The 25206-nt window shown below is 37.4% G+C and carries 22 protein-coding genes; 15 read left to right on the top strand and 7 right to left on the bottom strand.

All coding sequences use genetic code 11. From position 1 onward, the window contains the following. The first annotated feature begins 1 nt into the window (after window position 1). The 5 genes from MP477_RS01200 to MP477_RS01180 all read left to right on the top strand — a co-directional run bounded on the left by MP477_RS01200 (window position 2) and on the right by MP477_RS01180 (window position 7537). Window positions 2–1531 carry a RagB/SusD family nutrient uptake outer membrane protein gene (locus tag MP477_RS01200; protein ID WP_257188845.1) on the top strand — a complete coding sequence of 510 codons (1530 nt, stop codon included), beginning with the start codon at window positions 2–4 and terminating at the stop codon, window positions 1529–1531. A 2-nt stretch (window positions 1532–1533) separates the two neighbouring features. Then, window positions 1534–2958, top strand: coding sequence for a glycoside hydrolase family 30 beta sandwich domain-containing protein (locus tag MP477_RS01195; protein ID WP_257188844.1), 1425 nt, complete (start codon window positions 1534–1536; stop codon window positions 2956–2958). Window positions 2959–2969: 11 nt separating this feature from the next. After that, window positions 2970–5192, top strand: a complete 2223-nt coding sequence (locus tag MP477_RS01190) for a glycoside hydrolase family 3 N-terminal domain-containing protein (protein WP_257188843.1) — start codon at window positions 2970–2972, stop codon at window positions 5190–5192. A gap of 78 nt (window positions 5193–5270) precedes the next feature. Beyond that, entirely contained in the window at window positions 5271–6059 is a 789-nt protein-coding gene (locus MP477_RS01185; protein ID WP_257188842.1) for a glycoside hydrolase family 16 protein, read from the top strand. Between the two features lie 38 nt (window positions 6060–6097). Further along, a complete protein-coding gene (locus tag MP477_RS01180) occupies window positions 6098–7537 on the top strand; it encodes a glycoside hydrolase family 30 beta sandwich domain-containing protein (RefSeq protein WP_257188841.1) in 1440 nt (479 codons plus the stop codon). Between the two features lie 85 nt (window positions 7538–7622). Here MP477_RS01180 and MP477_RS01175 read toward each other — a convergent pair whose 3' ends face one another. Further along, window positions 7623–8432, bottom strand: coding sequence for an enoyl-ACP reductase (locus MP477_RS01175; protein ID WP_047495453.1), 810 nt, complete (start codon window positions 8430–8432; stop codon window positions 7623–7625). A 121-nt stretch (window positions 8433–8553) separates the two neighbouring features. Continuing rightward, complete coding sequence (locus MP477_RS01170) at window positions 8554–8853, bottom strand: hypothetical protein (RefSeq protein WP_230038923.1); 300 nt, start codon at window positions 8851–8853, stop codon at window positions 8554–8556. Between the two features lie 145 nt (window positions 8854–8998). Here MP477_RS01170 and MP477_RS01165 point away from each other — a divergent pair, with 145 nt between their 5' ends. From MP477_RS01165 to MP477_RS01125, 9 genes are all read left to right on the top strand, one after another. Continuing rightward, the gene (locus tag MP477_RS01165) at window positions 8999–9553 is read left to right on the top strand and encodes a DNA-3-methyladenine glycosylase I (RefSeq protein ID WP_257188840.1); all 555 of its coding nucleotides are present in this window, start codon (window positions 8999–9001) and stop codon (window positions 9551–9553) included. Further along, window positions 9543–9863: a hypothetical protein gene (locus MP477_RS01160; RefSeq protein ID WP_257188839.1), complete on the top strand. Its 321-nt coding sequence runs from the start codon at window positions 9543–9545 to the stop codon at window positions 9861–9863. Before MP477_RS01165 ends, MP477_RS01160 begins: the two co-directional genes overlap by 11 nt. Window positions 9864–10574: 711 nt before the next feature. Then, window positions 10575–11003 (top strand): MarR family winged helix-turn-helix transcriptional regulator, encoded by a 429-nt coding sequence (locus tag MP477_RS01155; protein ID WP_257188838.1) that lies wholly within the window; start codon window positions 10575–10577, stop codon window positions 11001–11003. Then, window positions 11000–11761 (top strand): hypothetical protein, encoded by a 762-nt coding sequence (locus MP477_RS01150; protein ID WP_257188837.1) that lies wholly within the window; start codon window positions 11000–11002, stop codon window positions 11759–11761. Before MP477_RS01155 ends, MP477_RS01150 begins: the two co-directional genes overlap by 4 nt. 105 nt (window positions 11762–11866) lie before the next feature. Further along, on the top strand, window positions 11867–12676 hold the full coding sequence (gene kdsA, locus MP477_RS01145) for a 3-deoxy-8-phosphooctulonate synthase (protein WP_047495421.1): 810 nt from the start codon (window positions 11867–11869) through the stop codon (window positions 12674–12676). 44 nt (window positions 12677–12720) lie between these two features. After that, the gene (locus MP477_RS01140) at window positions 12721–14922 is read left to right on the top strand and encodes a TonB-dependent siderophore receptor (RefSeq protein WP_230038935.1); all 2202 of its coding nucleotides are present in this window, start codon (window positions 12721–12723) and stop codon (window positions 14920–14922) included. A 171-nt stretch (window positions 14923–15093) separates the two neighbouring features. Further along, on the top strand, window positions 15094–15474 hold the full coding sequence (locus tag MP477_RS01135; RefSeq protein ID WP_257188836.1) for a hypothetical protein: 381 nt from the start codon (window positions 15094–15096) through the stop codon (window positions 15472–15474). Window positions 15475–15591: 117 nt separating this feature from the next. Further along, the gene (locus tag MP477_RS01130; RefSeq protein ID WP_257188835.1) at window positions 15592–16065 is read left to right on the top strand and encodes a DUF3347 domain-containing protein; all 474 of its coding nucleotides are present in this window, start codon (window positions 15592–15594) and stop codon (window positions 16063–16065) included. A gap of 89 nt (window positions 16066–16154) precedes the next feature. Continuing rightward, entirely contained in the window at window positions 16155–18923 is a 2769-nt protein-coding gene (locus tag MP477_RS01125; protein ID WP_257188834.1) for a multicopper oxidase domain-containing protein, read from the top strand. A 117-nt stretch (window positions 18924–19040) separates the two neighbouring features. On the opposite strand, the gene MP477_RS01120 is transcribed toward MP477_RS01125, so the two are convergent. The 5 genes from MP477_RS01120 to MP477_RS01100 form a co-directional block, all read right to left on the bottom strand. Then, window positions 19041–20159, bottom strand: coding sequence for an FAD-dependent monooxygenase (locus tag MP477_RS01120; protein WP_257188833.1), 1119 nt, complete (start codon window positions 20157–20159; stop codon window positions 19041–19043). A gap of 81 nt (window positions 20160–20240) precedes the next feature. Continuing rightward, window positions 20241–20741: a GNAT family N-acetyltransferase gene (locus MP477_RS01115; RefSeq protein ID WP_257188832.1), complete on the bottom strand. Its 501-nt coding sequence runs from the start codon at window positions 20739–20741 to the stop codon at window positions 20241–20243. Between the two features lie 11 nt (window positions 20742–20752). Next, window positions 20753–21349, bottom strand: coding sequence for a hypothetical protein (locus MP477_RS01110; protein WP_230038948.1), 597 nt, complete (start codon window positions 21347–21349; stop codon window positions 20753–20755). Between the two features lie 506 nt (window positions 21350–21855). Further along, entirely contained in the window at window positions 21856–22722 is an 867-nt protein-coding gene (locus MP477_RS01105; protein ID WP_002979276.1) for an RNA polymerase sigma factor RpoD/SigA, read from the bottom strand. Between the two features lie 276 nt (window positions 22723–22998). Further along, window positions 22999–23790: a S1/P1 nuclease gene (locus MP477_RS01100; RefSeq protein ID WP_257188831.1), complete on the bottom strand. Its 792-nt coding sequence runs from the start codon at window positions 23788–23790 to the stop codon at window positions 22999–23001. 412 nt (window positions 23791–24202) lie between these two features. On the opposite strand from MP477_RS01100, the gene MP477_RS01095 reads away from it, so the two are divergent. Further along, entirely contained in the window at window positions 24203–25120 is a 918-nt protein-coding gene (locus MP477_RS01095) for a type VI secretion system baseplate subunit TssG (RefSeq protein ID WP_257188830.1), read from the top strand. Window positions 25121–25206: the final 86 nt, after the last annotated feature.

Here is a 25206-nt window from a genome sequence, read left to right as displayed (position 1 = left end):
CATGAAAAACAGATTCTATAAAACAATATTATTAGTCGTTCTTACATCAGGGATCGGATTCAGCTCCGTTTCATGTGGTGATGAATTCATCGAGGATGTACAGAATAAAGGAGCCTTTGACTCCAATAACTATTTCCAGAACGAAGAGCAGTCTTTCAGTGCTTTAGTATCGGTATATGATCTTCTCAGAAAATATTCCGGAGGTTTTGAAAATACAGTAACCTTCTTTAATGCAGGTTCTGATGATTTTTACTCCGGAGGCGGAAGTCCTACAGATGGGGCCGGGATACAAAGTTTTTCTAATTTTTCCATTGATCAGATTTCGGTTCCTAAAACCTACTGGAATGATTTTTACCAGGGAATTGCCAGAGCCAATCTTTTGATTCAGCGTATCCCTGATGCTAAAATGAATGATCAGACCAGAAACAGGTTCATTGCTGAAGCTAAAACACTAAGAGCATTGTATTATTTTGAACTTCTGAAGATGTTCGGAAATATACCTTTGATTCTAAAACCTATCACAGCTACAGACGATTTTTATAATATTCCTCAGGCAGATCCTCAGGCTGTTTACACCCAAATTGAATCCGATATTGAGGCTTCCCTTAATGACCTTCCGTTATCCATAGCCCCTACCAACAAAGCTGAGGTGGGAAGAATCAGCCAGGGAACAGCGCGGGCTATTTTAGGTAAGATATATCTGTATAACAATAAAAAAGCACAGGCCGCCGCTCAATTTGCAGAAGTAAACGGAACACCGGGACAGGCCAGTCAATATGGGTATAAATTAGTAGCCAACTACGATGATCTGTGGAAGGCCGGGAATAAATTTACCACAGAATCAATTCTTGAAGTCATGCACACCAATAAAGGGAATTCCGACTGGCCTTTTTGGGGGCAGGGAAAAGATGAGGGAAACTCTATCTGTATTATGATTGGGCCAAGAGGTTATGACAGGCTGAAAACTTCAGCACCGGATATTGTTTCCGGCTGGGCATTTAACACTGCCACAGAAGACCTTTACAACTTTATGGCTGGTGATCCAAGGCTAAAATCCACGATATTAAATGCCAAACAGCTGACAGCTAATGGTGAAATCAAATATTCGCCGGCTCATAATGACACCGGGTATTTTCTGAATAAATATCTTCCTACAAGAGACGAAGTATCTAACCTTCCGGGAGCACCGGAGCTTAATTACAGCAGAAATTACATCGTAATAAGACTTGCAGACACTTATCTTATGGAAGCAGAAGCGCTCAATGGTTCAGGAGCAAGAGCCCAGGCGTTGCTGGATGCTGTAAGAACCAGAGTTGGGCTCCCATCAGTTCCGGTTTCTCTGCAGGCTGTTAAAGATGAACGGAGAAGAGAACTTGCCGGGGAAGGACACCGGTGGTTTGATCTTGTAAGATGGGGTGATGCGCCGTCCAAATTAGCATCAAGAGGTTTCAAGGCTAACAGGAATGAGCTTTTACCTATTCCTTATAACGAGCTTCTTAACACATTGATTAAGCAAAACCCAGGTTACTAAACATGAAGTTTCACAACTTATATAGTTTCTTTAGAGGTACCGCACTACTTTGTGGTGTGGTACTTTTTCCTTTATCATGCACATCGGTAGCTGGGGGTAAAGGCGATGAGGTCCAGTATTGGCTCACAAAAGGTGATGAAAGTGTAAAATTACAGCTGCAGACTCCTCTCAAATTTGGAAATGGTTCCAATAAAGATCAGAATATTGAAATTGATAGTTCTCAAAAGTTTCAATATGTTGATGGATTTGGATACACATTAACCGGGGGAAGTGTGGAAGTAATCAACCGGCTGTCACCTTCAAAAAGAAAAGCTCTACTCAATGAGCTTTTTGGAAACGGTAAAAATTCAATTTCTGTAAGCTATTTAAGGTTAAGCATAGGGGCTTCAGATCTTGATGGAGAAGTATTTTCTTACGATGACCTTCCGGAAGGGCAGACAGATGCTAGTCTTTCGAAATTCAGTCTGGCAAAGGATAAAGCTCTGATTACCATGTTGAAAGAAATTTTAGCAATTAATCCTAAAATTAAGATTATTGCAGCGCCATGGTCTCCACCGGTTTGGATGAAGGATAATGGAAAATCAAAAGGGGGAAGCTTAAAGCCTGAATTCTATGGTGTTTATGCCCGGTATTTTGTAAAATATATTCAGGAAATGAAGGAAGAGGGGATTTATATTGATGCGGTTACACCTCAAAATGAACCTCTGCATCCGGGAAATAATCCCAGTTTATATATGCCTTCCGAACAGCAAAGACATTTTATCAAAAATCATTTAGGTCCGGAATTTAAAACCAATCAAATCCATACTAAAATTGTAGTCTACGACCACAACTGTAATAAACCAGAGTATGCCATTGATATTCTGAAAGATCCTGATGCTTATCAGTATATTGACGGGTCTGCTTTTCATTTATATGAAGGCGAGATCTCTGCTTTAAGTACTGTGCACGATGCTTTTCCTGAAAAAAACCTGTATTTTACCGAGCAGTGGACCGGTGCAAAGGGAACTTTTAATGAAGACCTGAACTGGCACACAAAAAATGTAATCATCGGTTCTATGAGAAACTGGAGTAAAATAGCTTTGGAATGGAATCTGGCAAACGATCCTCAGTATAAGCCCCACACAGATGGCGGATGTACAGAATGTAAAGGAGCAATTACCGTTTCTGACAGTGAAAATTTTACAAGAAATGTTTCCTACTATATTATTGCACATGCTTCGAAATTTGTTCCTGCAGGTTCTCAGCGTATCGCTTCCACACAGACCGGTCAACTTTCCACAGTAGCTTTTAAGACTCAATTTGGGAAAATAGTTTTAATTGTTCAGAACGATAACCAAGCAGATGAAAATTTTAATATTAAATTTGCCGGGAAAACCGCTGCTGCAACAATTTCAGGACGTTCTACAGCAACCTTTATTTTTTAATTTTTGATATCATGAAAAGAGTTTATTTCTTACTGGCATTTTCCACATTGGGAATGAGCACTTACGGGCAGAAAACAATTGATCAGAAAGTAGCAGAGCTGCTGTCTAAAATGACCCTTGAAGAAAAAGTGGGGCAGATGGTTCAGTATAGTGGTTTTGAATATGCTACAGGACCTCAGCAGTCTAATTCTGCAGCTGTTTTAGAGGAAATTAAAAAAGGTAAAGTCGGTTCCATGCTGAATGTGGCAGGATCGGAAGAAACTCGGGCATTTCAGAAACTGGCGATGCAGTCAAGGTTAAAAATTCCTTTACTATTCGGGCAGGACGTTATCCATGGATACCGTACCACTTTTCCTGTGAATCTGGGACAGGCGGCAAGCTGGGACCTGGGGATGATAGAAAAATCAGAAAGAATAGCTGCTACGGAAGCGGCTGCTTATGGTATTCACTGGACGTTTGCGCCAATGGTGGATATCGCCAGAGATCCGAGATGGGGAAGGGTAATGGAAGGTTCCGGTGAAGATACTTACCTGGGGACAAAAATAGGATTAGCAAGGATAAAAGGATTTCAGGGCAGAGGTTTGGGAAGTCTTGATGCAGTGATGGCCTGTGCAAAACATTTCGCAGCATACGGAGCAGCTGTAGGTGGGAGAGATTATAATTCCGTAGATATGAGCCTCAGACAGCTGAATGAAACGTATCTTCCACCATTCAAAGCTGCTGCAGAAGCAGGAGTAGCTACTTTCATGAATTCCTTTAATGACATTAACGGAATTCCGGCTACAGCTAACAAATATATACAGAGAGACCTTTTAAAGGGAAAATGGAATTATAAAGGTTTTATGGTTTCAGATTGGGGAAGTATCGGGGAGATGATTCCTCACGGCTATGCCAGAGATGCTTACGAAGCCGCAGAAAAAGCTATACAGGGAGGAAGTGATATGGATATGGAAAGCCGTGTATACATGGCAGAACTTCCAAAATTGGTTAAAGAAGGAAAAGTAGATCCAAAACTGGTAGATGATGCGACAGGGAGAATTTTAACTAAAAAATTTGAAATGGGCCTTTTCGATGATCCTTACCGGTTCAGCAATGAAAAGAGACAGAAAGAACAAACCGATAATCAGGAGAACAGAAAATTCGGAAGAGAATTTGGTTCAAAGAGTATTGTTCTTCTTAAAAATCAGGGGAATATTCTTCCACTTTCAAAAACAGTAAAAACAGTTGCTCTGATTGGTCCTTTCGCTAAAGAGACTGTTGCCAATCACGGATTTTGGTCTATTGCTTTCAAAGATGATAACCAAAGAATTGTTTCACAATTTGATGGAATTAAAAATCAACTCGATAAAAACTCCACTTTAGTCTATGCAAAAGGCTGTAATGTTGATGATCAGGATAAAAGTCAGTTTTCGGAAGCAGTAGAAACGGCAAAAAAATCTGATGTTGTGATTATGACATTGGGGGAAGGCCATGCGATGAGCGGCGAAGCAAAAAGCAGAAGCAATATCGGGTTTACTGGCGTTCAGGAAGAGCTATTGAAAGAAATTGCCAAAACGGGAAAACCTATCATCTTGATGATTAATGCCGGAAGACCTCTGATTTTCAACTGGGCATCAGACAATATTCCAGCGATTATGTACACATGGTGGCTGGGAACGGAAGCAGGAAACTCTATTGCAGACGTTCTGTTTGGCACTGTGAATCCTGGAGGAAAACTTCCGATGAGCTTTCCGAGAACAGAAGGGCAGATCCCTGTGTACTATAATCATTTTAATACGGGAAGACCTGCAAAAAATAATACAGACAGAAACTATGTCTCCGCCTATATAGATCTTGATAATGACCCAAAATATCCGTTTGGATATGGCCTGAGCTATACCGATTTTAAATACTCTGATATGGCTTTAAGTTCAACAAGTCTTAAAGGAAATCAGACACTGAACATCAGCATTACCGTTTCCAATACAGGGAAATATGACGGTGAAGAAGTGGTACAGCTTTACATCAGGGATCTTTTCGGAAAAGTAGTAAGGCCAGTGAAGGAACTGAAAGGCTTCCAAAAAATATTCATCAAAAAAGGAGAAAGTAAAAAAGTAGATTTTAAACTGACACCCGAAGAGCTGAAGTTTTTTGATGAAGACCTGAAATTTGACTGGGAAAGTGGAGAATTTGATATCATGATCGGAACCAGTTCTCAAAATGTTCAGACAAAAAGAATTAATTGGGTGAAATAAAGTTCAACTCAATAAAAGTGAACATTAACCTGTTTAAGAGGTCAGAAAATGGCTTTAGCCGAAACAAACCTAATCCATATGAATCTCAAAGCTAAAAGTATCATCAAAATATGTGCAGGAGGAGCTTTCTTCCTTTCTGTCCTCAATTGTGCTTCAAACAGACCGGATTCTGGCAGAAACCTCATTTGGAATGATGAATTTAATGGAAAAGGACTTCCGGATTCATTACAATGGAATTACGATACCGGAGGAGGCGGTTTTGGAAATGAGGAAGCTCAGTTTTATACTAAAAACAGACTTGAGAATGCCAGAATGGAAAAAGGCAATCTCATCATTGAAGCTAAAAAAGAAAATTGGGAAAACAATAAATATACTTCTGCAAGACTTTTAACCAAAGGGAAATTTGCTTTTCAGTATGGAACAATAGAAGTCAGGGCAAAACTTCCCAAAGGCCGCGGAACATGGCCTGCCATCTGGATGATGAGCGAAAATATGAAGAAATGGCCGGATGATGGCGAACTGGATATCATGGAGCACGTGGGCTTTAATCAGGGGTATGTACATGCTTCTGTTCACACTAAAAAGTACAACCATATTCAGGGAACACAGAAGGATGTAAGCGATGCCTTCCATGTCTATAAAGCATACTGGACGCCGGAAAAAATAGATGTTTATATAGATGAACAAAAATTTTTCACCTACGAGAATAAAGAAAAAAACTATGGAGCATGGCCATTTGACCAGCCTTACTTCATCATTTTAAATCTTGCAGTAGGAGGAATGTGGGGTGGAAAAGAGGGAATTGATGATCTTGTTTTTCCACAGAAGTATTATATAGACTATGTAAGAGTCTATCAAAATAAATAATGAAAAAGAGGACGATAGGTCCAAAAACAGAAAAAAATATGAGAAAACTAATTGTAAGCTGTTTTGTTGTAGGTGTTGTTTTCAATGCTCATGCGCAAAACTATTGGAAGAAAAATGAAGGAAAAACAGCTAAAGTAATTCTTACCAATTCTAAGGTCAATGAAAAAATGACTGATAAAGGATCTGTAAAGTTTGAAAAATTTGGCCAGCCTAAGGAAACAGAAGCCTGTATTTTTGTGGCTCCAGGCTTTAAATACCAAAAATTAATAGGAATAGGTGGGGCCATTACCGATGCTTCGGCTGAAACTTTCTACAAAATGCCTAAAAATAAGCAGAAAGAAATTTTAGACGCTTATTTTGGTAAAGATGGGCTGGGGTATACCGTGGTTCGTACCAATATGAACTCCTGTGACTTTTCCAGCGACTCTTATACCTATGTGGCAGATAATGATACTTCTCTGAAATCTTTCAATATCGCCCACGACGAAAAGTATAAGATTCCTATGATTAAAGAAGCAAAAAATGCAATAGGAAATAACTTTACGTTTTATTTTTCCCCCTGGAGTCCACCCGCCTGGATGAAGTCTAATAAGAGTTTATACAAAGGCGGAAGGCTGGAAAACCAGTATTACCAAACCTGGGCAGATTACTATATCCAATTCATCAGAGAATATGAGAAAAGAGGGATTAATGTGTGGGGATTAACCGTTCAGAACGAGCCTATGGCAACACAAAGCTGGGAATCATGCATCTATACCGCAGAGGAGGAAGGTGAGTTTCTGAAAAACAATCTGGGGCCAACACTTTGGAAAAATGGATATAAAGATAAAAAAGTAATGATCTGGGATCATAACAGAGACCTGATTTATCAAAGAGCAACCACCACCCTGAGTGACCCTGAAACTTCAAAATATGCCCATGGAATAGGATATCACTGGTATGAAACATGGAATAATAAAACCCAGCTTTTTGATAATTTAGCAGAAACCCACAGAGCTTTTCCAGATAAATTTCTGGCGTTTACAGAAGGCTGTAAAGAACAGTTCAAAATGGACCAGATCTATGATGTAAGCTTAGGTGAGCTGTACGGGAAAAATATGCTTAACGACTTCAATAAAGGAAATGCATTGTGGACTGATTGGAATATCCTGCTGGATGAAACAGGAGGCCCCAATCATAAAGGGAACTTCTGTTTTGCCCCCATTATTGCAGATACCAAAACAGGAGAGGTACATTATACCTATGAATATTACTACGTAGGACATGTATCAAAATTTATTAAACCAAATGCCCAGAGAATCGGAAGTTCTTCTAACAGAGCAGCCCTGACTTCTACTGCTTTCATGAACCAAAACGGACAACTGGTAACCGTAATTATGAATGATTCGGACAACGATATCGAAACAAATCTGTGGATAGAAGGAATGGCTGCCAAGCTGAATGCGCCTGCCCATTCTATACAGACCGTAATTTTATAACTTCATATTAATATTATTTTTAACAGAATCGGCGGCCTCTTTGAGGCCGCCGATTCTTATTTTATAAGTAAAAATATCTTCTTAATTATTCAACATCATACTTGCTGATTACTTTCTGGGTAACCCCTGAGCTGCTGAAACCACCATCATGGAAAAGATTCTGCATAGTTACTTTTTGAGTAAGATCAGAGAATAAAGTTACACAATAGTTAGCACAGTCAAGAGCTGTAGCATTTCCTAGCGGAGACATATCTTCAGCATATCCAAGGAAACCTCCGAAACCTTTTACACCACTACCTGCCGTAGTAGGCGTAGGTGACTGAGAAACTGTGTTAACACGTACTTTTCTCGCCCCCCAGTAATTTCCGAAAGTTCTTGCAATACTTTCAAGATAAGCCTTGTTATCGGACATATCATTGTAATCAGGGAAAGTCCTCTGAGCTGCAATATAAGTTAGGGCCAAAATACTTCCCCACTCATTCATACAGTCTTTCTCCCAAGCTACACGCATTACTTTATGGAAAGAAACAGCTGAAATATCCCAACCTTTTTCTAACCAGTCATAATTCATTTCAGTATAATGTTTTCCTTTTCTTACATTTACGGACATGCCTATAGAGTGAAGGATAAAATCTATTTTTCCGAATTTTGCGGTTGCAGCATCAAAAAGTTTCTCAAGATCTTCTATAGAAGTAGCATCAGCAGCTATCACTTCAGAACCTGTTTTTTCTGCTAAACCATTAAGCTCTCCCATTCTCAAAGCGATAGGAGCGTTAGATAAGATGAATTCCGCACCTTCCTCATGACATCTTTCAGCAACTTTCCATGCGATAGATTGTTCATTAAGGGCTCCAAAAATAATCCCCTTTTTGCCTTTAAGTAAACCGTATGACATAATTTTTTAATGTTTATTGAAATACAAATGTAGCAATAATTGTGGTTATGACATAATAAAAAATGGAGCCTTATCAATTTAAGACTCCATTTTATTGAAAATATTTATATGACTGAAATTATTAATTGGTTTTCTTGTTCCATTCTGCTTTTACATCCTCTGCTGCATCTTTGGTTTTTTCCCAGGCCTCATCTGCTTTATCTTTGATATCCTCCCAGGCATCTGAAACATTAGCTTTTACCCTGTCTAACCAGTCTTCCTGATTAGCTTCCTGATCGTTATTCCTCTTCTCATTAATATAATCTTTGGCTCTGTCTGCCAATTCATTGATTTTCCACTTGGCCTGATCTGAAGCATTCTGTAAAGAGTTCTCTACATTGTTCACTGCATTTTCCGCTTTGTTATACTCTGAATTGTTCATAATATTATATTTTGTAATTTGAATTGTGTATTAGTAAATAAACAATAACCATTCCTAAAAAGATGTGATATTGTTAAATTTTTCATAATCTTTTTTTATTTTTTCTAAAATGGATATTAACTTTAAACCTGTAAATTTTTAATCTATGGAAAAAATTCGTTGTGGATGGTGTGAAAAAGATGATCTGTACAGAGCATACCATGATAAGGAATGGGGAAGACCTGTATATGATGACAAAACTATTTTTGAATTTCTGATTCTTGAAAGCTTTCAGGCGGGCTTAAGCTGGTATACGATTCTCAGCAAAAGAGAAAACTTCAGAAAAGCTTTTGACTATTTTGATTATCAGAAAATGGCTGTGTATTCTGAGCATAAAATAGAAGAATTAATGAATGATTCCGGGATTATCAGAAACAGGCTGAAAATACTGGCTGCCGTCACCAACGCGCAGAAATTTATGGAGGTACAAAAAGAATTCGGGAGCTTTTCTCAATATATATGGAATTTTGTAGGCGGAAAACCTATAGATCATCAACCTGAGACTTTGGCAGATGTTCCTGCAACCACAGAAATTTCAGATAATATATCTAAAGATCTGAAGAAAAGAGGATTCAAATTTATGGGGTCTACCGTTGTATATGCTCATATGCAGGCGACCGGAATGGTAAATGATCATATCAAAAGTTGTTTTGTTAGGTGAACACACGTTTAAATTTACAGCAATAGGATACAATGCCCAAACCAGTAAAAATGAATCTACAGCTATTGGAAACAACTCCTCTGCAGGAGGTTTCCAGTCATTGGCAGTAGGGTATAATGCTGTTACCAATAGTGAAAATTCAACGGCTGTAGGCTCCGGAGCGAATGCTCTGGGACAATATTCAACAGCTGTAGGATATGGAGCGACCACTTCACAGGCCAATGCCATTGTTTTGGGAAATAATAATGCGAATGTAGGAATTGGCACTGTTGCTCCGAATACTTCTGCTAAGCTGGATGTAAACGGATAATTTAAGCTGGGAGAAAAGGAAGTGTATTTGAATAATAATGTATTTATTATAGTTGATATGGTGTTAAAGGCTTCTAATTTGGAAGGCTTTTTTATGATTTAGTTTTTAAATTAAGGTAATACTGTAGCGATAAAAGCGGATAAATACCCAATAAGCATTACGAAGAGCATAAAAGTAAAGGGAATCATAAGACTCTTGAAAAGTACAGTTTAACCATCTATTCTGCATTTTGTAAAAAGTTTTTAATTGGACTTTCGGGATTTGATCTCTTTACGTATTTCCCGCTGGCTATTCCATATGGTGAGATACATAGGAATGAAAAATATAGGGAGGGAACTGATGATGCTGAAACCGTTCCTGAGCGTTGCATAAATTGAAGCGACAATCATGATTCCTACAATAATGCAGTACGAAATAAATATAGCAGACCGCTTTTTATCTTCTTTGGTGAGCTCGTCAATAGACAAGCCGGATAGCTTAGTGTTTTTCATGCTTAATGTTAGTTTTAAAGGTTTTAGTTATTGCGAATTTAACAATAAAGTGAAGTCATAAATAAGAAAAAGGTGAAAAAATGAACGGGTCATAGTAATTTTACACTAAAGTGTAGTCGTACTTCTGTAACAGCTATTCTTTTCTCATAGGAAAAATATTGTAAACAAAAATATTGTGCACAAAATAAATAAGTTATTTTTGTTACTTAATAAAAAATTTATGATGGCTCTTTCCGAACATTTATGCTTTAAAATATATGCACTTTCAAGGTATATTACAGGTTTGTATAAACCTTACCTGGACGAAATTTCGCTGACATATCCTCAATATCTGGTCATGGTTGTTTTATGGGAGAATGGAGAAATGAATATTGGTAAAATAGGAGAACATCTTCATCTGGATAACGGAACTTTAACTCCTTTACTGAAGCGGATGGAAACCCATCACCTTCTAACGAGAACCAGAAGTACAGAGGACGAAAGGGTAGTGCTTATAAACCTCACAGAAAACGGAAAGATACTTCAGGAAAAGGCAAAACATATTCCGGAAGCTGTTCAGAAATGTATACATCTCAATGAAGAAACGAAAACTGGTTTAATGGCTGCATTGGATGAAATGCTTTCCTCTCAGAAAATATCAGATATATGAAAAAAATAGGAATTATAGGCTACGGATGGCTGGGAGAAAGAATGGCAACAGCTATGTCTGATCGGTATAGAATATATGCTACCACCACTACACAGGATAAAGCTGATGAACTGAATTCTAAAGGATTTCATGCAGTAGTGGCTCATTTTATGGATTATCAGCTGGCAGAACCTTATCCGCAATGGGAAGAAATTCAAAATCTGGATGTTTTAATTATTACGATTCCGGTTACAGGAAGAAGCTGCTGTGTAAGTTCGCTGTACAACAGAATTCAGAATTTATCATTATTTATAGGTGATTTCAAAGGGCAGATGTTTCTCATGAGCTCTACGGGTGTTTATCCGGATGTTCCGGAAGAGGTAACCGAAGAAAAGGTACCTGTAGAAAAGGTTTCGGGAGAAAGATTGGTAAGAAATACATATCCGCAGGTGAATATTCTAAGACTGGGAGGTCTGATGGGAGATGATAGGCTTCTTAAAAACTATACTGTGTCCAATCCGGATTTTGCAGTTAACCATATTCACTACGCTGATAGCTGTAGAGTGATCTCAGAAATGATAGAAAAAGGGACAAAAGGAAAACTTTATAATGTGACCGCTCCGATGCATCCGTCAAAAAATCAGGTAATTCAGGCCCAAAAGAATTTGCCGGATACTGAAGCCGGTGAAATACAGGGAAAGAAAGTTATGTCTTCAAAGTTAATTTCAGAACTTGATTTTGTTTTCCAGTATCCTGATCCCAGGTATTTTCATCTATAGGCTCCAAGGTTCTTATCCAACCTCTAAACTCCACTCTCTTTCCAAATAATTTCCAAGTCTGAAACTTTATAAGTATTTTTACTGAACTTTTTAATTACAACAATAATGATTCAATATTTAGATAATATTCAACACAAAGATTCAAAAAACTTTTTTCTTATTGCCGGACCTTGTATTATTGAGGGGGAAGATATGGCCCTAAGAATTGCAGAAAAAGTAATTGAGATCACAGACAAGTACAATATTCCCTATATTTTCAAAGGAAGTTTTAAAAAGGCCAACAGAAGTCGAGTAGATTCTTTTACCTCTATTGGTGAAGAAAAATCTCTTGAAATCCTTAAAAAAGTAGGGGAGACATTCAATATTCCTACAACAACGGATATTCATGAAAATGAGCATGCAGCACTGGCAGCGCAGTACGTGGATGTTTTACAGATCCCTGCATTTTTGGTACGTCAGACAGACCTTTTGGTAGCCGCAGCAAAAACCGGGAAATGTGTTACCCTGAAAAAAGGACAGTTTCTGTCTCCGGAAGCGATGAAGTTTGCCGTTCAGAAAATTACAGATTCTGATAATCAGAAAGTAGCGATCATTGAAAGAGGAAATTCTTTCGGATATACAGATCTGATCGTAGATTACAGAGGTATTCCCACGATGAGAGAATATGCTCCGGTCATTTTAGACGTTACCCACTCATTACAACAGCCTAATCAAAGCTCAGGGGTGACAGGAGGAAGACCAGACCTTATTGAAACAGTGGCTAAAGCTGGAATAGCGGTAGGTGCAGATGGCCTTTTCATAGAAACACATCCTACTCCTGAAACAGCATTGTCTGATGGGGCCAATATGCTAAGACTGGATTTATTAGAAGATTTACTGCAAAAATTAACAAGAATTAGAGAATCAATTTTGTAATTGTTAAAAAAACATTAATTTTAGAAATTCTTAAAACATTTCTTTTGAAAAAACTAGTTTTACCGTTAAGCCTTATAGTTCCCGTACTGATTTTCTCCCAACAAAGAAAAAAGGATACGGTGACTAAAGTAACCGATATTGAGGAAGTTGTATTCCAGAAAAAAACAACAGGAAGAACAAACGATCTTACCAACGTAAAAATTTCAGCCAAAGAGGCTAAAGCAGTAGCTTCTATAAGTGGAGGAATTGAAGGGCTACTTAAAACCCTTCCTTCCGTAAACTCAAATACTGAGCTCTCTTCCCAATATATGGTGCGTGGTGGAAACTATGATGAAAACCTTATCTATATCAATGATATTGAGATTTACAGACCTTTCCTTGTAAGAAACTCTCAGCAGGAAGGGATGAGCATCATTAATCCGGATATGGTTTCAACAGTCAACTTCTCAGCAGGAGGATTTGAACCTAAATATGGAGATAAAATGTCTTCCGCATTAAATATCTATTACCGAGAACCTGAAAAGTTTGAGCTTTCAGGGGAGGCAAGTTTAATTGGAGGAAGGCTAACAACAGGGCTTGCTTCAAAAAATAAAAAACTTACGGCTTTATTTTCAGGAAGATACAGAAATACCAATCTTGTTTTAAATACACTGAATGAAGATACAGACTTTAACCCAACGTATTGGGATTTTCAGTCTTATATCAATTATCATGTGAATGATAAATTCTCCATGTCATTCATCGGATATTATTCCAAGAACGATTATGAAATGGTTCCCAAAGCAAAAGATGTTACTTTTGGAACACTTCAGCAGCCTATCAATGTATACATCAATTATTACGGGCAGGAAAAGGACCAGTATAAAAATATGATGGGAACTTTTTCCATGAATTATAAACCATCTGATAAATGGAGACTTACATTGGATAGTTTTGCTTACCAAAACAGGGAAAAAGAGTATTATTCCATACAGTCTGGCTATAAGCTGCAGACTTTTGATCCTATTACAAAAGATCCGCTTCCCAGCTTTGATGCAGGGGCACAAATAGATCATGCCAGAAATGATCTTTTTGTAAGAACATACGGAACGCAGTTCAGGGCCCGTTTTTCTCCTAATAGCAATACGGATATAGAAGTTGGATTCAAATATGAAAAAGAAAATTTAAAAGATCTTACCAACGAATGGAAACTTGTAGATTCGGCAGGATATAGCCTTCCAAGGCCTATTGTAGATCCAAGGGGAACAACCGGAGATCTTAAGCTGGCGTATTATATTGCAGGTGCCAATAATATTGAACCTACAAGATTATCCGCTTACGCACAGTATTCACAAAAATTTTATTGGGGAGCCAGTAAAGTATTCATCAATGCCGGAGCCAGGGTAGCCAATTGGAGTTTTAATAAAGAAACAATATTCTCACCAAGATTTCAGTTTGCCATAAAACCGGACTGGGAATCTGATATGTTATTTAAAGTTTCAGGAGGGATTTATTATCAGGCTCCTTTTTATAAGGAAATCAAAGACCTTGATGGGAATTTCAACAGCAATATAAAGTCTCAGCGTTCGATACAGTTAATTCTTGCTAACGACTACGAGTTCCAGATGTATGACCGGCCGTTTAAACTTACTACAGAACTCTATTATAAGAAAATGGATAACCTGATTCCTTATTATATGGATAATGTAAGAATCCGCTATTCAGGGCAGAATAATGCTACCGGATATGCCTATGGTATTGATACCAGGTTATTCGGAGAATTTGTTCCCGGAGTAGACTCATGGTTGTCTGCAAGTTATGCAAGGGTATTTGAGAATATAGACGGGCAGGGAAATATCCCAAGACCTACGGACCAACGTTTCAGGTTTGCTATGTTCTATCAGGATTATATGCCGAGATTCCCTTCAATGCGTGTTAATCTTACATTGGTATATGCTATGGGGCTTCCAAACGGAGCACCTGTTTTCACAAACCCTTATCAGTATCAGAGTACATTGCCTGCTTATAAAAGAGTGGATCTTGGATTATCGAAAGTTTTTATTGATCCAAAGGATAAAAAGAAAAGATATGGATTCTGGGGTAACTTCGAGGAGCTAACACTGGGAGTTCAGGTTTTCAATGCATTTAATATAAACAATACGGTAGCTAATCAGTGGATAACAGATTATAACTCTAATGTTATGTATCCGGTTCCCGTACGTCTTACAGGGCGTTTCTTTAATGTTAAGTTAGAGTTTAAACTGTAGAACTTAGACGTTAAATGGATTTTGTAGATATACTCAATCCTATGAAATACTAAAAAATAGTAAAAGCTCCGGGATATTTTCCGGAGCTTTTTTAATAAACCAGAATTTTATAACAACAATACCGAATTTTATAACAACGGTTTCGCGGATATTTTTACCTTTGTCCTGTCAATGAAAAAGATTCTTGCCATATTATTCTCTATTTTCTACTTCGGATTTTCTTCCGGAGCAGCATTTAGTGTTCATTTTTGTATGCAGGAATTTGTTTCTGTAAGCCAGAAAACAAGTGACATCTGTAGAAAATGTGGTGTTAAAGAGAAAAAGGGATGTTGTAAAACAGAAATTAAAGTTGTAAAAGTTGATGATTCTCAAAAATCAGATTTGATTAGTATTAACTTTTTAGGACAAATTTCTGAAACCCCTGTTACACACCAGTTTTTCTTTGCTGACAAATCTTTTTCAGCTTCAAAATTTACTCAAATTCAGATCAATGGGCCTCCGGAATACTATCCGGTTCCTATTTACATCCATCATTGTAATTTTAGAATTTAGAATAAGTCCGTCGTTTCCGGTATGATGATCATATCGTTACAGACGACATGCTCTGACGCATTTTCTGATGTGTCTTTAATATTCCTTTATTAAAAATTAATTCTAAAATTTAAAACAATGAAAAAATATATCATTACAGCAGCCCTATCTTTATTTTCAATCCTTTCAGTTTCTGCACAGTCTAAAAAAGACGCTCAGGTTTCAAAACTATATCAGAACTATATTGCCATTAAATCGGCCCTGGCTTCCGATGATGCAGATAAAACCTCAAAAGCGGCTACAGAATTCATTAGAACAGCTTCAACTGTAGATTATAAGGCAGTATCAGAAGGAAATCTTAATATTCTTAGAAAAGATGCTTCAGCGATCTCCGAGGCCAGAAGCGTTACCGCTCAAAGAGAAACTTTCCTGAACCTTTCAGACAATATGATTGCGCTGACAAAAGAGTTCAAACTTTCAGAAAAACCGGTGTACGTACAATACTGCCCAATGGCTGACGGAAGCTGGTTGAGCGATGAAAAACAGATTGCCAATCCTTACTATGGTAAAGCTATGCTTTCTTGCGGAAGTGTAAAGTCGGAAATTAAATAATACTTTGTATTTAACTTTAAAATAATAAGTTGTATAGCTTAAGTTATAATTTGATTTAAGTTATGCAACTTCTAAAAGTTCGGAAAATTATGAAAAAACTAATCATATTTCTGCTGCTTTTGTTTTCTGTCTTTACTTTTGCGCAAACAACCAAAACCTATTATACCTGTCCGATGCATCCGGAAGTAGTCTCTCCAAAACCTGGAGACTGTCCGAAATGTAAAATGACTCTGGTAAAGAAAACGGTTGTCGTAAAACCTAAAGCCGTAGCAAAACCACAGGAAAAATCAATACCTAAAATAGTGACAAAATCTCAACCGGTAGAAGCTAAAATAAAAAAGAAGGTTGATGTCAAAAAAGTAAATAAGGCGAATGAAGCTCAAAAAATGAAGGTGATAAAGCCTGATATAAAGGCTAAAACGCAAAATAAAATTGTATCTAAACAACAATCTGTTTTCACTTGTCCTATGCATCCTGAAATCATTTCAGATAAGCCGGGGAAATGTCCTAAATGCGGAATGGAGCTGGTGGAAAAAGAAGAACATCAGCACATTGCTTTAGAAACCCCAAAAGATGAAAATCCTGTTGTAAAAAGAAATTCTGAAAATGGCAGACTTAGTTTTGGAGGGAAAACAGTTCGTTATGATTTATATGTAAAAGATACCATCGTCAATTTTACCGGGAAAAACCGGAGAGCTATTGCGATCAACGGAAAGCTTCAGTCTCCGACACTGTATTTTACTGAAGGGGATACTGCCGAAATCTATCTCCACAATATGCTTAAGGAAAATACAGGGCTCCACTGGCATGGTGTTATTTTACCCAATGAACATGACGGAGTTCCATACCTTACCACAAAACCTGTGAAACCTGGAGAAACCCATCTGTACAAGTTCAGGGTTTCTCAGAATGGAACCTATTGGTATCATTCCCATGAGGCACTTCAGGAGCAGATAGGAATGAATGGGATCCTGGTATTTAACAAGAGAGAAGGAGAACCTAAGACAGAATACAATGCTGAAATACCGGTATTGTTGGGAGACTGGAGTGATGATGATCCTATGCAGATTGCAAGAAGGCTGCATATGGCCAATACAGACTGGTATGCCATAAAGAAAAATGCTGTTCAGAGTTATTGGGAAGCTATCAAGTCCGGAAATTTTGGAACGAAAGCCCTGAATGAATGGAAAAGGATGGAGGCTATGGATGTGAGTGATGTATACTATGATAAATTTCTGATTAACGGTACTCCCAGCTCAGAGTATTTCAATTTAAAAGCCGGGGATAAAGTAAGATTAAGAGTGGCCAATGGAGGTTCATCCACGTATTTCTGGCTTAATTATGGAGGCGGCAAGATAAAAGTAGTAGCAAATGACGGTAATGATGTAGTTCCTGTAGAAGTAGACCGTCTGATTGTCGGGGTTTCCGAAACCTATGATATTGAAGTCACCATTCCCGAAAATAAAAGCTTTGAGTTCAGGGCCACTTCAGAAGACAGGATAGGGCATGCCTCCCTTTGGCTGGGTTCCGGTGAAAAAAAAGAAGCTCCCAATTTACCAAGGTTAATGCTTTTTGAAGGAATGAAGATGATGAACGGAATGATGGAAATGAGCGGAAATATGAAGCCGATGAATATGACGATGGGAAATCAAATGATGGATATGAATGAAGTGATGTACCCGGAATTATCTGAAAGTCAAAGGAAAATGACCATGAAGCATATGAATGAGATGATGGGGGTAAAAACGAAAGAAGAGGATAAAAAAGAAGATCATTCTCAACATGCAGGAATGGATATGAAGGAAGAAAAGACCATCAAAAGGCTGTCTTACAATATCCTGAAGTCTCCGGAAAAAACAATTCTTCCGGCAGACAGTGTTCGTGAAATGAAGTTTACCCTGGAAGGGAATATGAGCCATTATCTGTGGACTTTAGATAATAAAACAGTTACAGAAACAGATAAGATTATGATTAAAAAAGGAGAAATCCTTAGAATCAAACTGTATAATAACTCCATGATGCGTCATCCTATGCATCTGCATGGTCATGACTTCAGGCTGATCAACTCAAAAGGGGAATACTCTCCACTGAAGAATGTAGTGGATATTATGCCAATGGAAACCACTACTATTGAATTTGCAGCCAATCAGGATGGAGACTGGTTTTTCCACTGTCATATCCTGTATCATATGATGGCCGGGATGGGAAGAATATTCAGTTATGAAAATTCAAAACCCAATCCACAGCTGCCTAATAGAAAGCTGGCCTGGAAAAACTTCCTGCAGGACAATAAAATGATCAGTTCTATGGCTATGCTGGATGTTGCCAGCAATAAGATGCATGCAGAAACAATGACGATGTTCGGGCCAAGATGGGCCAATCTTAATGAGTTTCATTCCAACTGGAATTTTGATCACTTTGAAGGCAATGTAAAAGTGGGAAGATTCTTAGGAAAGTTCCAGTGGGCACTTCCTTATGCCGGAGTGAGAATCCAGAAGAATCATGAGATTATGGAAAGACAGATGGCCGAGGATATGGGAATGGATTTTCATGGTAAGAAATCCTGGTTTGGCCAACAGAAGGCTTCAAAAAGTAAATATGCCTTCATTGTCGGGATGCAATACGTGTTACCAATGTTGATTACAGCAGATGCAAGTGTAGACCATAATGGAAAAGTATTATTGGAGCTGAGCAGGGAGGATATTCCACTTTCCAGAAGATTCAGAGGTAATTTCAGTGTTAATTCCGATGGAGAATTTTCAACGGGAATAAGATATATCGTACAAAAATGGTTATCCCTTTCCGGAAATTATGATAATGAAATGGGCTGGGGAGCCGGCCTTACTTTAACCTATTAATGAAAGAAAGACTGGCTCACTAAGCCAGTCTTTTTACTATAATAAAGAGAATATCTGAAGATGATGTTCTCTTGTTGTTTGAACTGCCTATTCTTAATCTGCACGAAAATAAAGTTTTTACATTTCCAGTTCTATAATTTTTTTTGCCATTTTTTGGTTGGTGCTTTCGGGGATTAACCTCATTAAAAAATTGCGCAATGAATTTCCATGTTCCCATTGAGAGACTTTTCCGATAGTTCGGCTTGTATTGACAATATAATCTACTTTCTTTCTTCTGATCTTTTGAAATTCTTCAAAAACGGCATTAAAATCACTGTTTTTTTCCAGTAACCTTCCGATAATATAAGCGTCTTCAATGGCCTGACAGGCACCTTGTCCCATATTCGGAGTGGTAGCATGGGCGGCATCACCAATCATGCATAAGTTGTCTGTATACCATTGAGGAATAGGAGCGAGGTCGGTAATGGTATTACAGATAATGTCTTCTTTTGCAGTAGCTTCGATAAGCTTTACAATTAAAGAATCAAAGTCACTGAAAATATCGGCGGGCATAATGTGTTGGTCAAAACTTTTCTCATTGATGCAGCCATACCAATAGACTTTTTTCTCTGAAATTTTCACAAATCCAAACCGTTTCCCTTTCCCCCATACTTCAAATGCCTCCTGGTGGTATTTTTCCGGAAGCTCAAAGTCTACCAGACCACGCCAGCATTTCTGCCCGGAATTCCGGATAGTACCGGCTGTAAAGATCTGACTCCTGACTTGAGATTTTATACCGTCTGCTCCAAAGATGATCTTACTTTCTTTCTGAGTTCCGTTTTTAAATGTCAGCGCATAGTTTTCTTTCTTTTCAATTTTCAGCAGGGAATATCCGAGCTGAATATGTTCTGATCCTATATTTTCCACAAGAATCCTTTGAAGTGCTGCCCGGTGGATAGCGACATTACAGGAATTATACTTTTTTTCCAGTCCCAGGATCTCCGTTTTTGAAATAGGCTGTAGGGATTCATTAGCGATGGTGATCCTATGGATTTTGTTTCCTGCTTTTTCAATTTTTTCCTTTAAACCTAACCGGTCAAATACCTGCATGGCATTCACAGCCATCATAATGCCGGCTCCTACAGGTTTTATTTCCCGGGCAGATTCATAGATTGTAAAATCATAGGGATGCTGTTTCAGTACATTTCCAAGGGTAAGACCGCCAATGCCGGCTCCTATGATTGAAATAGTATTCATAAACATTTATTTTTCCTGTTATACCGTTTTTAAGGGGCAAGGATCTTATGGAAGATAAAATCTGACTCTATGTATTTTAATTTATAATGTTAAAATATAGCTCTCTGATACTTTTTTGAAACCATATTTACTGAAAAAATTATGAGCTCCGTGATTATTGATACCGCTTTCCAATAGGATAAAGCTAATGTTCCAGTTTTTAGATTCATGGATGGCTTTCTCCAAGAGTCTGCTTCCAAGAGACTGACCTCTCACAAACTGGTCCAGAAGCATATCCTCTAAAATCGCATATTTTTTAAAAGGGCTGTTGATCACATTGAAAGCCATCATCCCGACAATTTCCCCGTTCTCATTTTCTGCAATCAGAATATTCAGCCTGGAACTGCCATCGGAATTAAAATCAGTGATCAATTGTTCCGTCAGAATCACTTCAAGATCGGGATTCCAATGGTAAGCATCTACAGCTCTGCCGGACATCATTTCACCATGGGAAATGTAAGAATCTGTTTTATGGGTAATAAAAAAATCTACCAGCTCCTTGACGCGGGCTTTATCAGTAAGCCATTGTGTAGTATATTCCATGAGAGATTGTATTATTTTAATTTTTTTAATTCTTCCAGCAATTGATTCTGCTTAGTAATGATGCGATCCAAACTATCTGTTTTTAAAGGATGGGCTTTTTGGTATTTTTCAATCTCAGGAAGTGTTTTTCTGATTTTGAATGCAGTATATGTACTGGTCAGTGTTTCATTGTTTTTAGTGATTTGGCTGATACGGTCTGTTATATTTTTTACTTTAAGCTTATACCGGTCAGAGCTGGCGGTAATTTCTTTTTCTATCTGCTGTTTTACCAGTGAATCTGTGATGGCCTTAGTCTGATAATGGGCATCCTGATAAAAAGATTCAGAGGTGTTGAGTATGTTATTATATACAGCTAAAGCTTTTTCTGTTTCCTCAAAAGTTTTCACTACTCTGGAATTGAGAGCTGTAAGATTTTTATCATTCTTAATTAATTCGAAATAGATTTTGTCTACACTTGTGCCAATTTCACGATAACTTTTAAAAGAGCCTGAAACGGATGACTCGGCATTGTCAACAGCATTTTCTACAAGAGGTGGATTCTGTTGCTTATTTTCTGTACAGGAAAGTATGGACAGAGCCAGGGTAGAAGCGAAAAGTATTTTTTTCATAGTAGGTTTTATTAAGTGATAGGTATCATAATTGTTACACCGTATCTCAACAATTAAAAGTAAACATTTAATTCTTTTCTGTGAAGATGACTGCGTATGATTTTAATTAGTTGATAGCAAATTGAAATTTGTTACGCAGTTGATATAATTGAATACAAATCAAAGTTTTTATTTTTTAGACACTTTAGCAAGTTTAAAATAATAGTGCATAAATAAGTGTACTTAAGATGTAAATCAAAGATTTTCTTAAAACTTTAGTGTACTTTATATGCGCAAAGCTGGAAACTTTAATAACTCAAGCGTTTAAAAACTTTTGTGGTTACAAGAAAGTTTTTAAACACTAGGGTTGGATTCCTACGGGATGACAAACAGAACACTATTATACATCACTCTATAAATCACAACATTGGCAATATTTAAAACACTTTAGCAAGTTTAAACAGACTTAATATAAAAAAACGGAGCCTGAAAAACAGACTCCGCTATATAATGTTGTACTACTAAAATTATTTACCTAAATAAGATTTCAAAATCTTGCTTCTGGTATTGTGTTTTAGTCTTTTGATCGCTTTTTCTTTGATCTGACGAACTCTCTCTCTGGTAAGATCGAAAGTTTCTCCAATTTCTTCTAAAGTCATTGGATGTTTTCCGTTCAGTCCGAAGTATAATCTTACCAAGTCAGCCTCTCTTGGAGTCAGCGTATTCAATGCTCTTTCAATTTCAATTTGAAGAGATTCAAGCATCAGATCTTTATCAGGGCTTGGAGATTCTCCGGAACGTAATACATCATAAAGGTTAGAATCTTCACCTTCTACTAAAGGCGCATCCATAGACAGGTGTCTTCCGGAGTTTTTCATAGATTCTTTAATATCCTCTTCGCTCATGTCAAGAACTTCAGCCAATTCTTCCGGAGAAGGGGGTCTTTCATTTTCCTGCTCAAGATGAGCGTACGCTTTATTAATTTTATTGATGGAACCAATTTTATTCAACGGTAGTCTTACAATTCTTGACTGCTCAGCCAACGCCTGTAAAATTGATTGACGGATCCACCATACTGCATAAGAAATAAATTTAAAACCTCTGGTTTCATCATATCTTTTTGCCGCTTTCATCAATCCTAAGTTACCTTCATTAATCAAATCGGGTAAAGAAAGACCTTGATTTTGGTATTGTTTAGATACAGAAACTACGAAACGAAGGTTGGCTTTGATTAATTTCTCGAGTGCTGCTCTGTCGCCCGCACGTATTCTTTGTGCCAATTCTACTTCTTCGTCCGCAGTAATTAGTTCTACCTTACCAATTTCCTGCAAGTACTTGTCTAATGAAGCAGTTTCCCTGTTGGTAACCTGCTTGGTGATTTTTAATTGTCTCATCTATTTTTTCCTCAAAAAAGAGTTACTATATATAATACGCTTCAACATATAAAAAGGTTACACCCGTTTCAATTATTTTTTATTTATTTAATTTAAGATTCAGAAAATAGTTGTAAATTGTACCTCTCATGGCTTTAAAAGGTCATTTTGCATTTTTTTTATTTGAACTGCATGCTGTAAAATTCCGATGATTTCAAACAAAAAAAGCGAAACCGTAGTTCCGCTTTTATTATATTAGGATGAATCATAAGTATTATTTATGGTTCACTCCTTACCTTAAAAAAGTTCATTCAATACCTTCGCCAGTCTCAACCCTCCGTACAGAAGCTGTCTCTCCAGGGTATCATTGAATTTGTACTGGTATTCGTAAGATAATTTCGAATCGTTAGGCGTCTGTGCGTAGATCTTGTTGGCAATTTTATGAGAATCATACAGCCAGTCTTCCAGTGTTCCGGACTGAATCTGTGCCACTTCTTCCTTAGATTTAATATCCAGAAGTTTTGAATATTCCGTATAGCTGTACTTTTGTGAATCTACCAGCTTACCATCCCAAACGGAGTGTAAATTGGTTTTGTCTCCGAAATAAGTAACATTGATTCTGTTTCCACCTAGATCTTCAGCTCTTCCTACATGCAGCGGCTGAGAAAGGTCGCCCATAATATGGATTAAAAAGATCAATGCAATCTTTCTGTCTTTTTCAGATGTGTTTTTATCCTTGATCTGGCTGGATAAAGTATTGACCTGAGTATAAAGACTTGGGCCGGCCTGAAGTTTTAAATTTTGATCAAAAGCCTTAAAATCAGTCTGTGGATCAATATTTACATAATGCCATGATGAAGCTTGCTTCCAGGTGCCTGTAGTATCAGATTTAATGAAGTCTGGCCAGTTTGCCCAATAAGCAAGACGCTCTTTTCCCATTATTTTTTTGATTTCCCTTCTGGCTTTTCTCGAAAGATGGTTTTCTGCGATGTCTGCAATAACTCTGTGACCCGTCAATCCCCACGCATAAGAATAAAGTGAAGAAGAGATGAATGCTAAAATCAGAATTTTAGAATAAATACTTTTCATTTTAAATAACAATTTTCAGGCTGCAAAGATACGGCCGCTTTCCGAATGAACATGGAATAATAGTAAAATTATTCTATAATATTTGTTAATAAAATAGGATTGCAATAAAAAGAGGTGGGTATGTCAAACATAGGATACTTTGTTTCTTTTACGTGGAATAATCCTGTAATAACGATCATGTAAGCTTTAAGTATTTGATTATAAGCTGTCAATTTGAAAATCTAAGACGGGAGTGAAGTGAGTGTTTACCGTATTTTTACGGAATTTACTTAATATTATTCCTTTTAATGTCAATAAATTAGTATTTTTAGGATAAAATTATTAGCAAAATATTTTTTCAAACTTATGAGATATATTATCTTTACCAGTCATAATCACAGGAAACACTATGCATGAGAATAATATTGTAGACATGAATTACAATAAACTGCAGACAGACTTTAAGGCTGAAGCAGTGGCAGTTAATCTGTTGAGATATCACAGGGCTGTAAGCAATATATTTATTGAGCGGATTGGGGTAAATGACCGTGCCTATCTGAAAGATATTAAAAGTATTTCGAGCAGCTATTTAGGATTTGATGAAGAGGTATTTACTATAGAAAGTTATAGGGAAGGCATCTATGATTACCTTCCGGAAGGACTTTTCCATCCACCGTCTCTGGGAGCGTCAAGAAAGAACGTTGATACGGTAGTACGGGAAATCCGTAAACAGAAAAGAGTAGAGGAAGATGCACGGAAGTTTTTCCGTCCTTTTGAGCTGGAGGTATTTTTTACGGAAATAAGTGCATTGCTTAAAGAATCTGAATTTGAGATCACGAGCAATACGGATGCTTTACTGGAAACAGTAAGTGAGCTTTGGCCACTGATCAATATGCTGGATAAACAGAATGCTTATATATTCATGCATATTTTACCCTTTTTTCATCAGATCAGAGGAGATAAGAAATGGTTTGAAAGATGTATGACGGCTTTTCTGCAGGTACCGGTAGAAGTTACTTTTTCTCCCAATATCATTGATGGATTAGAGAAAAATGATGACTCCATGCTATTGGGGAATTCAAGATTGGGAGTCACCTATATTCCCAGTGGAAGACATATGGATGGGCAGCGGAACTGGGTAATCAATATAGGGCCTATTCCTTATCTGGAGATGAAAAAATACATCCCAGGAAATCCGTTCAGGCAGGTGCTGCAGATTCTGTATGATTATTTTCTGCCTGTAACCGTAGATGTAGAAGAGAATTTTATTACAGAAAAGCTAGAATATTCATTCAGTCTGGAAGATGATGATAGAAATGCCAATCGCCTTGGATACTCTACATTTCTCTAAATTATTTTATATATTTACAACTACCAACAAAGTATAAATTCGAAAAGAAACAAATGGAAATTTCTTCAGTAAAGGGTATTTTTTTT

Origin of the sequence: Chryseobacterium sp. WG23 (assembly GCF_024586575.1) — a bacterium.
In the GTDB taxonomy this organism is placed as follows: Bacteria; Bacteroidota; Bacteroidia; order Flavobacteriales; family Weeksellaceae; genus Chryseobacterium.
This window is presented reverse-complemented; position numbering and strand designations above follow the sequence as displayed.

Excerpts from the sequence above, each read along its gene's own strand:
- MP477_RS01200 (WP_257188845.1), top strand. The coding sequence starts at position 2 with ATGAAAAACAGATTCTATAAAACAATATTATTAGTCGTTCTTACATCA.
- MP477_RS01195 (WP_257188844.1), top strand. The coding sequence starts at position 1,534 with ATGAAGTTTCACAACTTATATAGTTTCTTTAGAGGTACCGCACTACTT.
- MP477_RS01190 (WP_257188843.1), top strand. The coding sequence starts at position 2,970 with ATGAAAAGAGTTTATTTCTTACTGGCATTTTCCACATTGGGAATGAGC.
- MP477_RS01185 (WP_257188842.1), top strand. The coding sequence starts at position 5,271 with ATGAATCTCAAAGCTAAAAGTATCATCAAAATATGTGCAGGAGGAGCT.
- MP477_RS01180 (WP_257188841.1), top strand. The coding sequence starts at position 6,098 with ATGAGAAAACTAATTGTAAGCTGTTTTGTTGTAGGTGTTGTTTTCAAT.
- MP477_RS01175 (WP_047495453.1), bottom strand. The coding sequence starts at position 8,432 with ATGTCATACGGTTTACTTAAAGGCAAAAAGGGGATTATTTTTGGAGCC.
- MP477_RS01170 (WP_230038923.1), bottom strand. The coding sequence starts at position 8,853 with ATGAACAATTCAGAGTATAACAAAGCGGAAAATGCAGTGAACAATGTA.
- MP477_RS01165 (WP_257188840.1), top strand. The coding sequence starts at position 8,999 with ATGGAAAAAATTCGTTGTGGATGGTGTGAAAAAGATGATCTGTACAGA.
- MP477_RS01155 (WP_257188838.1), top strand. The coding sequence starts at position 10,575 with ATGATGGCTCTTTCCGAACATTTATGCTTTAAAATATATGCACTTTCA.
- MP477_RS01150 (WP_257188837.1), top strand. The coding sequence starts at position 11,000 with ATGAAAAAAATAGGAATTATAGGCTACGGATGGCTGGGAGAAAGAATG.
- kdsA (WP_047495421.1), top strand. The coding sequence starts at position 11,867 with ATGATTCAATATTTAGATAATATTCAACACAAAGATTCAAAAAACTTT.
- MP477_RS01135 (WP_257188836.1), top strand. The coding sequence starts at position 15,094 with ATGAAAAAGATTCTTGCCATATTATTCTCTATTTTCTACTTCGGATTT.
- MP477_RS01130 (WP_257188835.1), top strand. The coding sequence starts at position 15,592 with ATGAAAAAATATATCATTACAGCAGCCCTATCTTTATTTTCAATCCTT.
- MP477_RS01125 (WP_257188834.1), top strand. The coding sequence starts at position 16,155 with ATGAAAAAACTAATCATATTTCTGCTGCTTTTGTTTTCTGTCTTTACT.
- MP477_RS01120 (WP_257188833.1), bottom strand. The coding sequence starts at position 20,159 with ATGAATACTATTTCAATCATAGGAGCCGGCATTGGCGGTCTTACCCTT.
- MP477_RS01115 (WP_257188832.1), bottom strand. The coding sequence starts at position 20,741 with ATGGAATATACTACACAATGGCTTACTGATAAAGCCCGCGTCAAGGAG.
- MP477_RS01110 (WP_230038948.1), bottom strand. The coding sequence starts at position 21,349 with ATGAAAAAAATACTTTTCGCTTCTACCCTGGCTCTGTCCATACTTTCC.
- MP477_RS01105 (WP_002979276.1), bottom strand. The coding sequence starts at position 22,722 with ATGAGACAATTAAAAATCACCAAGCAGGTTACCAACAGGGAAACTGCT.
- MP477_RS01100 (WP_257188831.1), bottom strand. The coding sequence starts at position 23,790 with ATGAAAAGTATTTATTCTAAAATTCTGATTTTAGCATTCATCTCTTCT.
- MP477_RS01095 (WP_257188830.1), top strand. The coding sequence starts at position 24,203 with ATGAATTACAATAAACTGCAGACAGACTTTAAGGCTGAAGCAGTGGCA.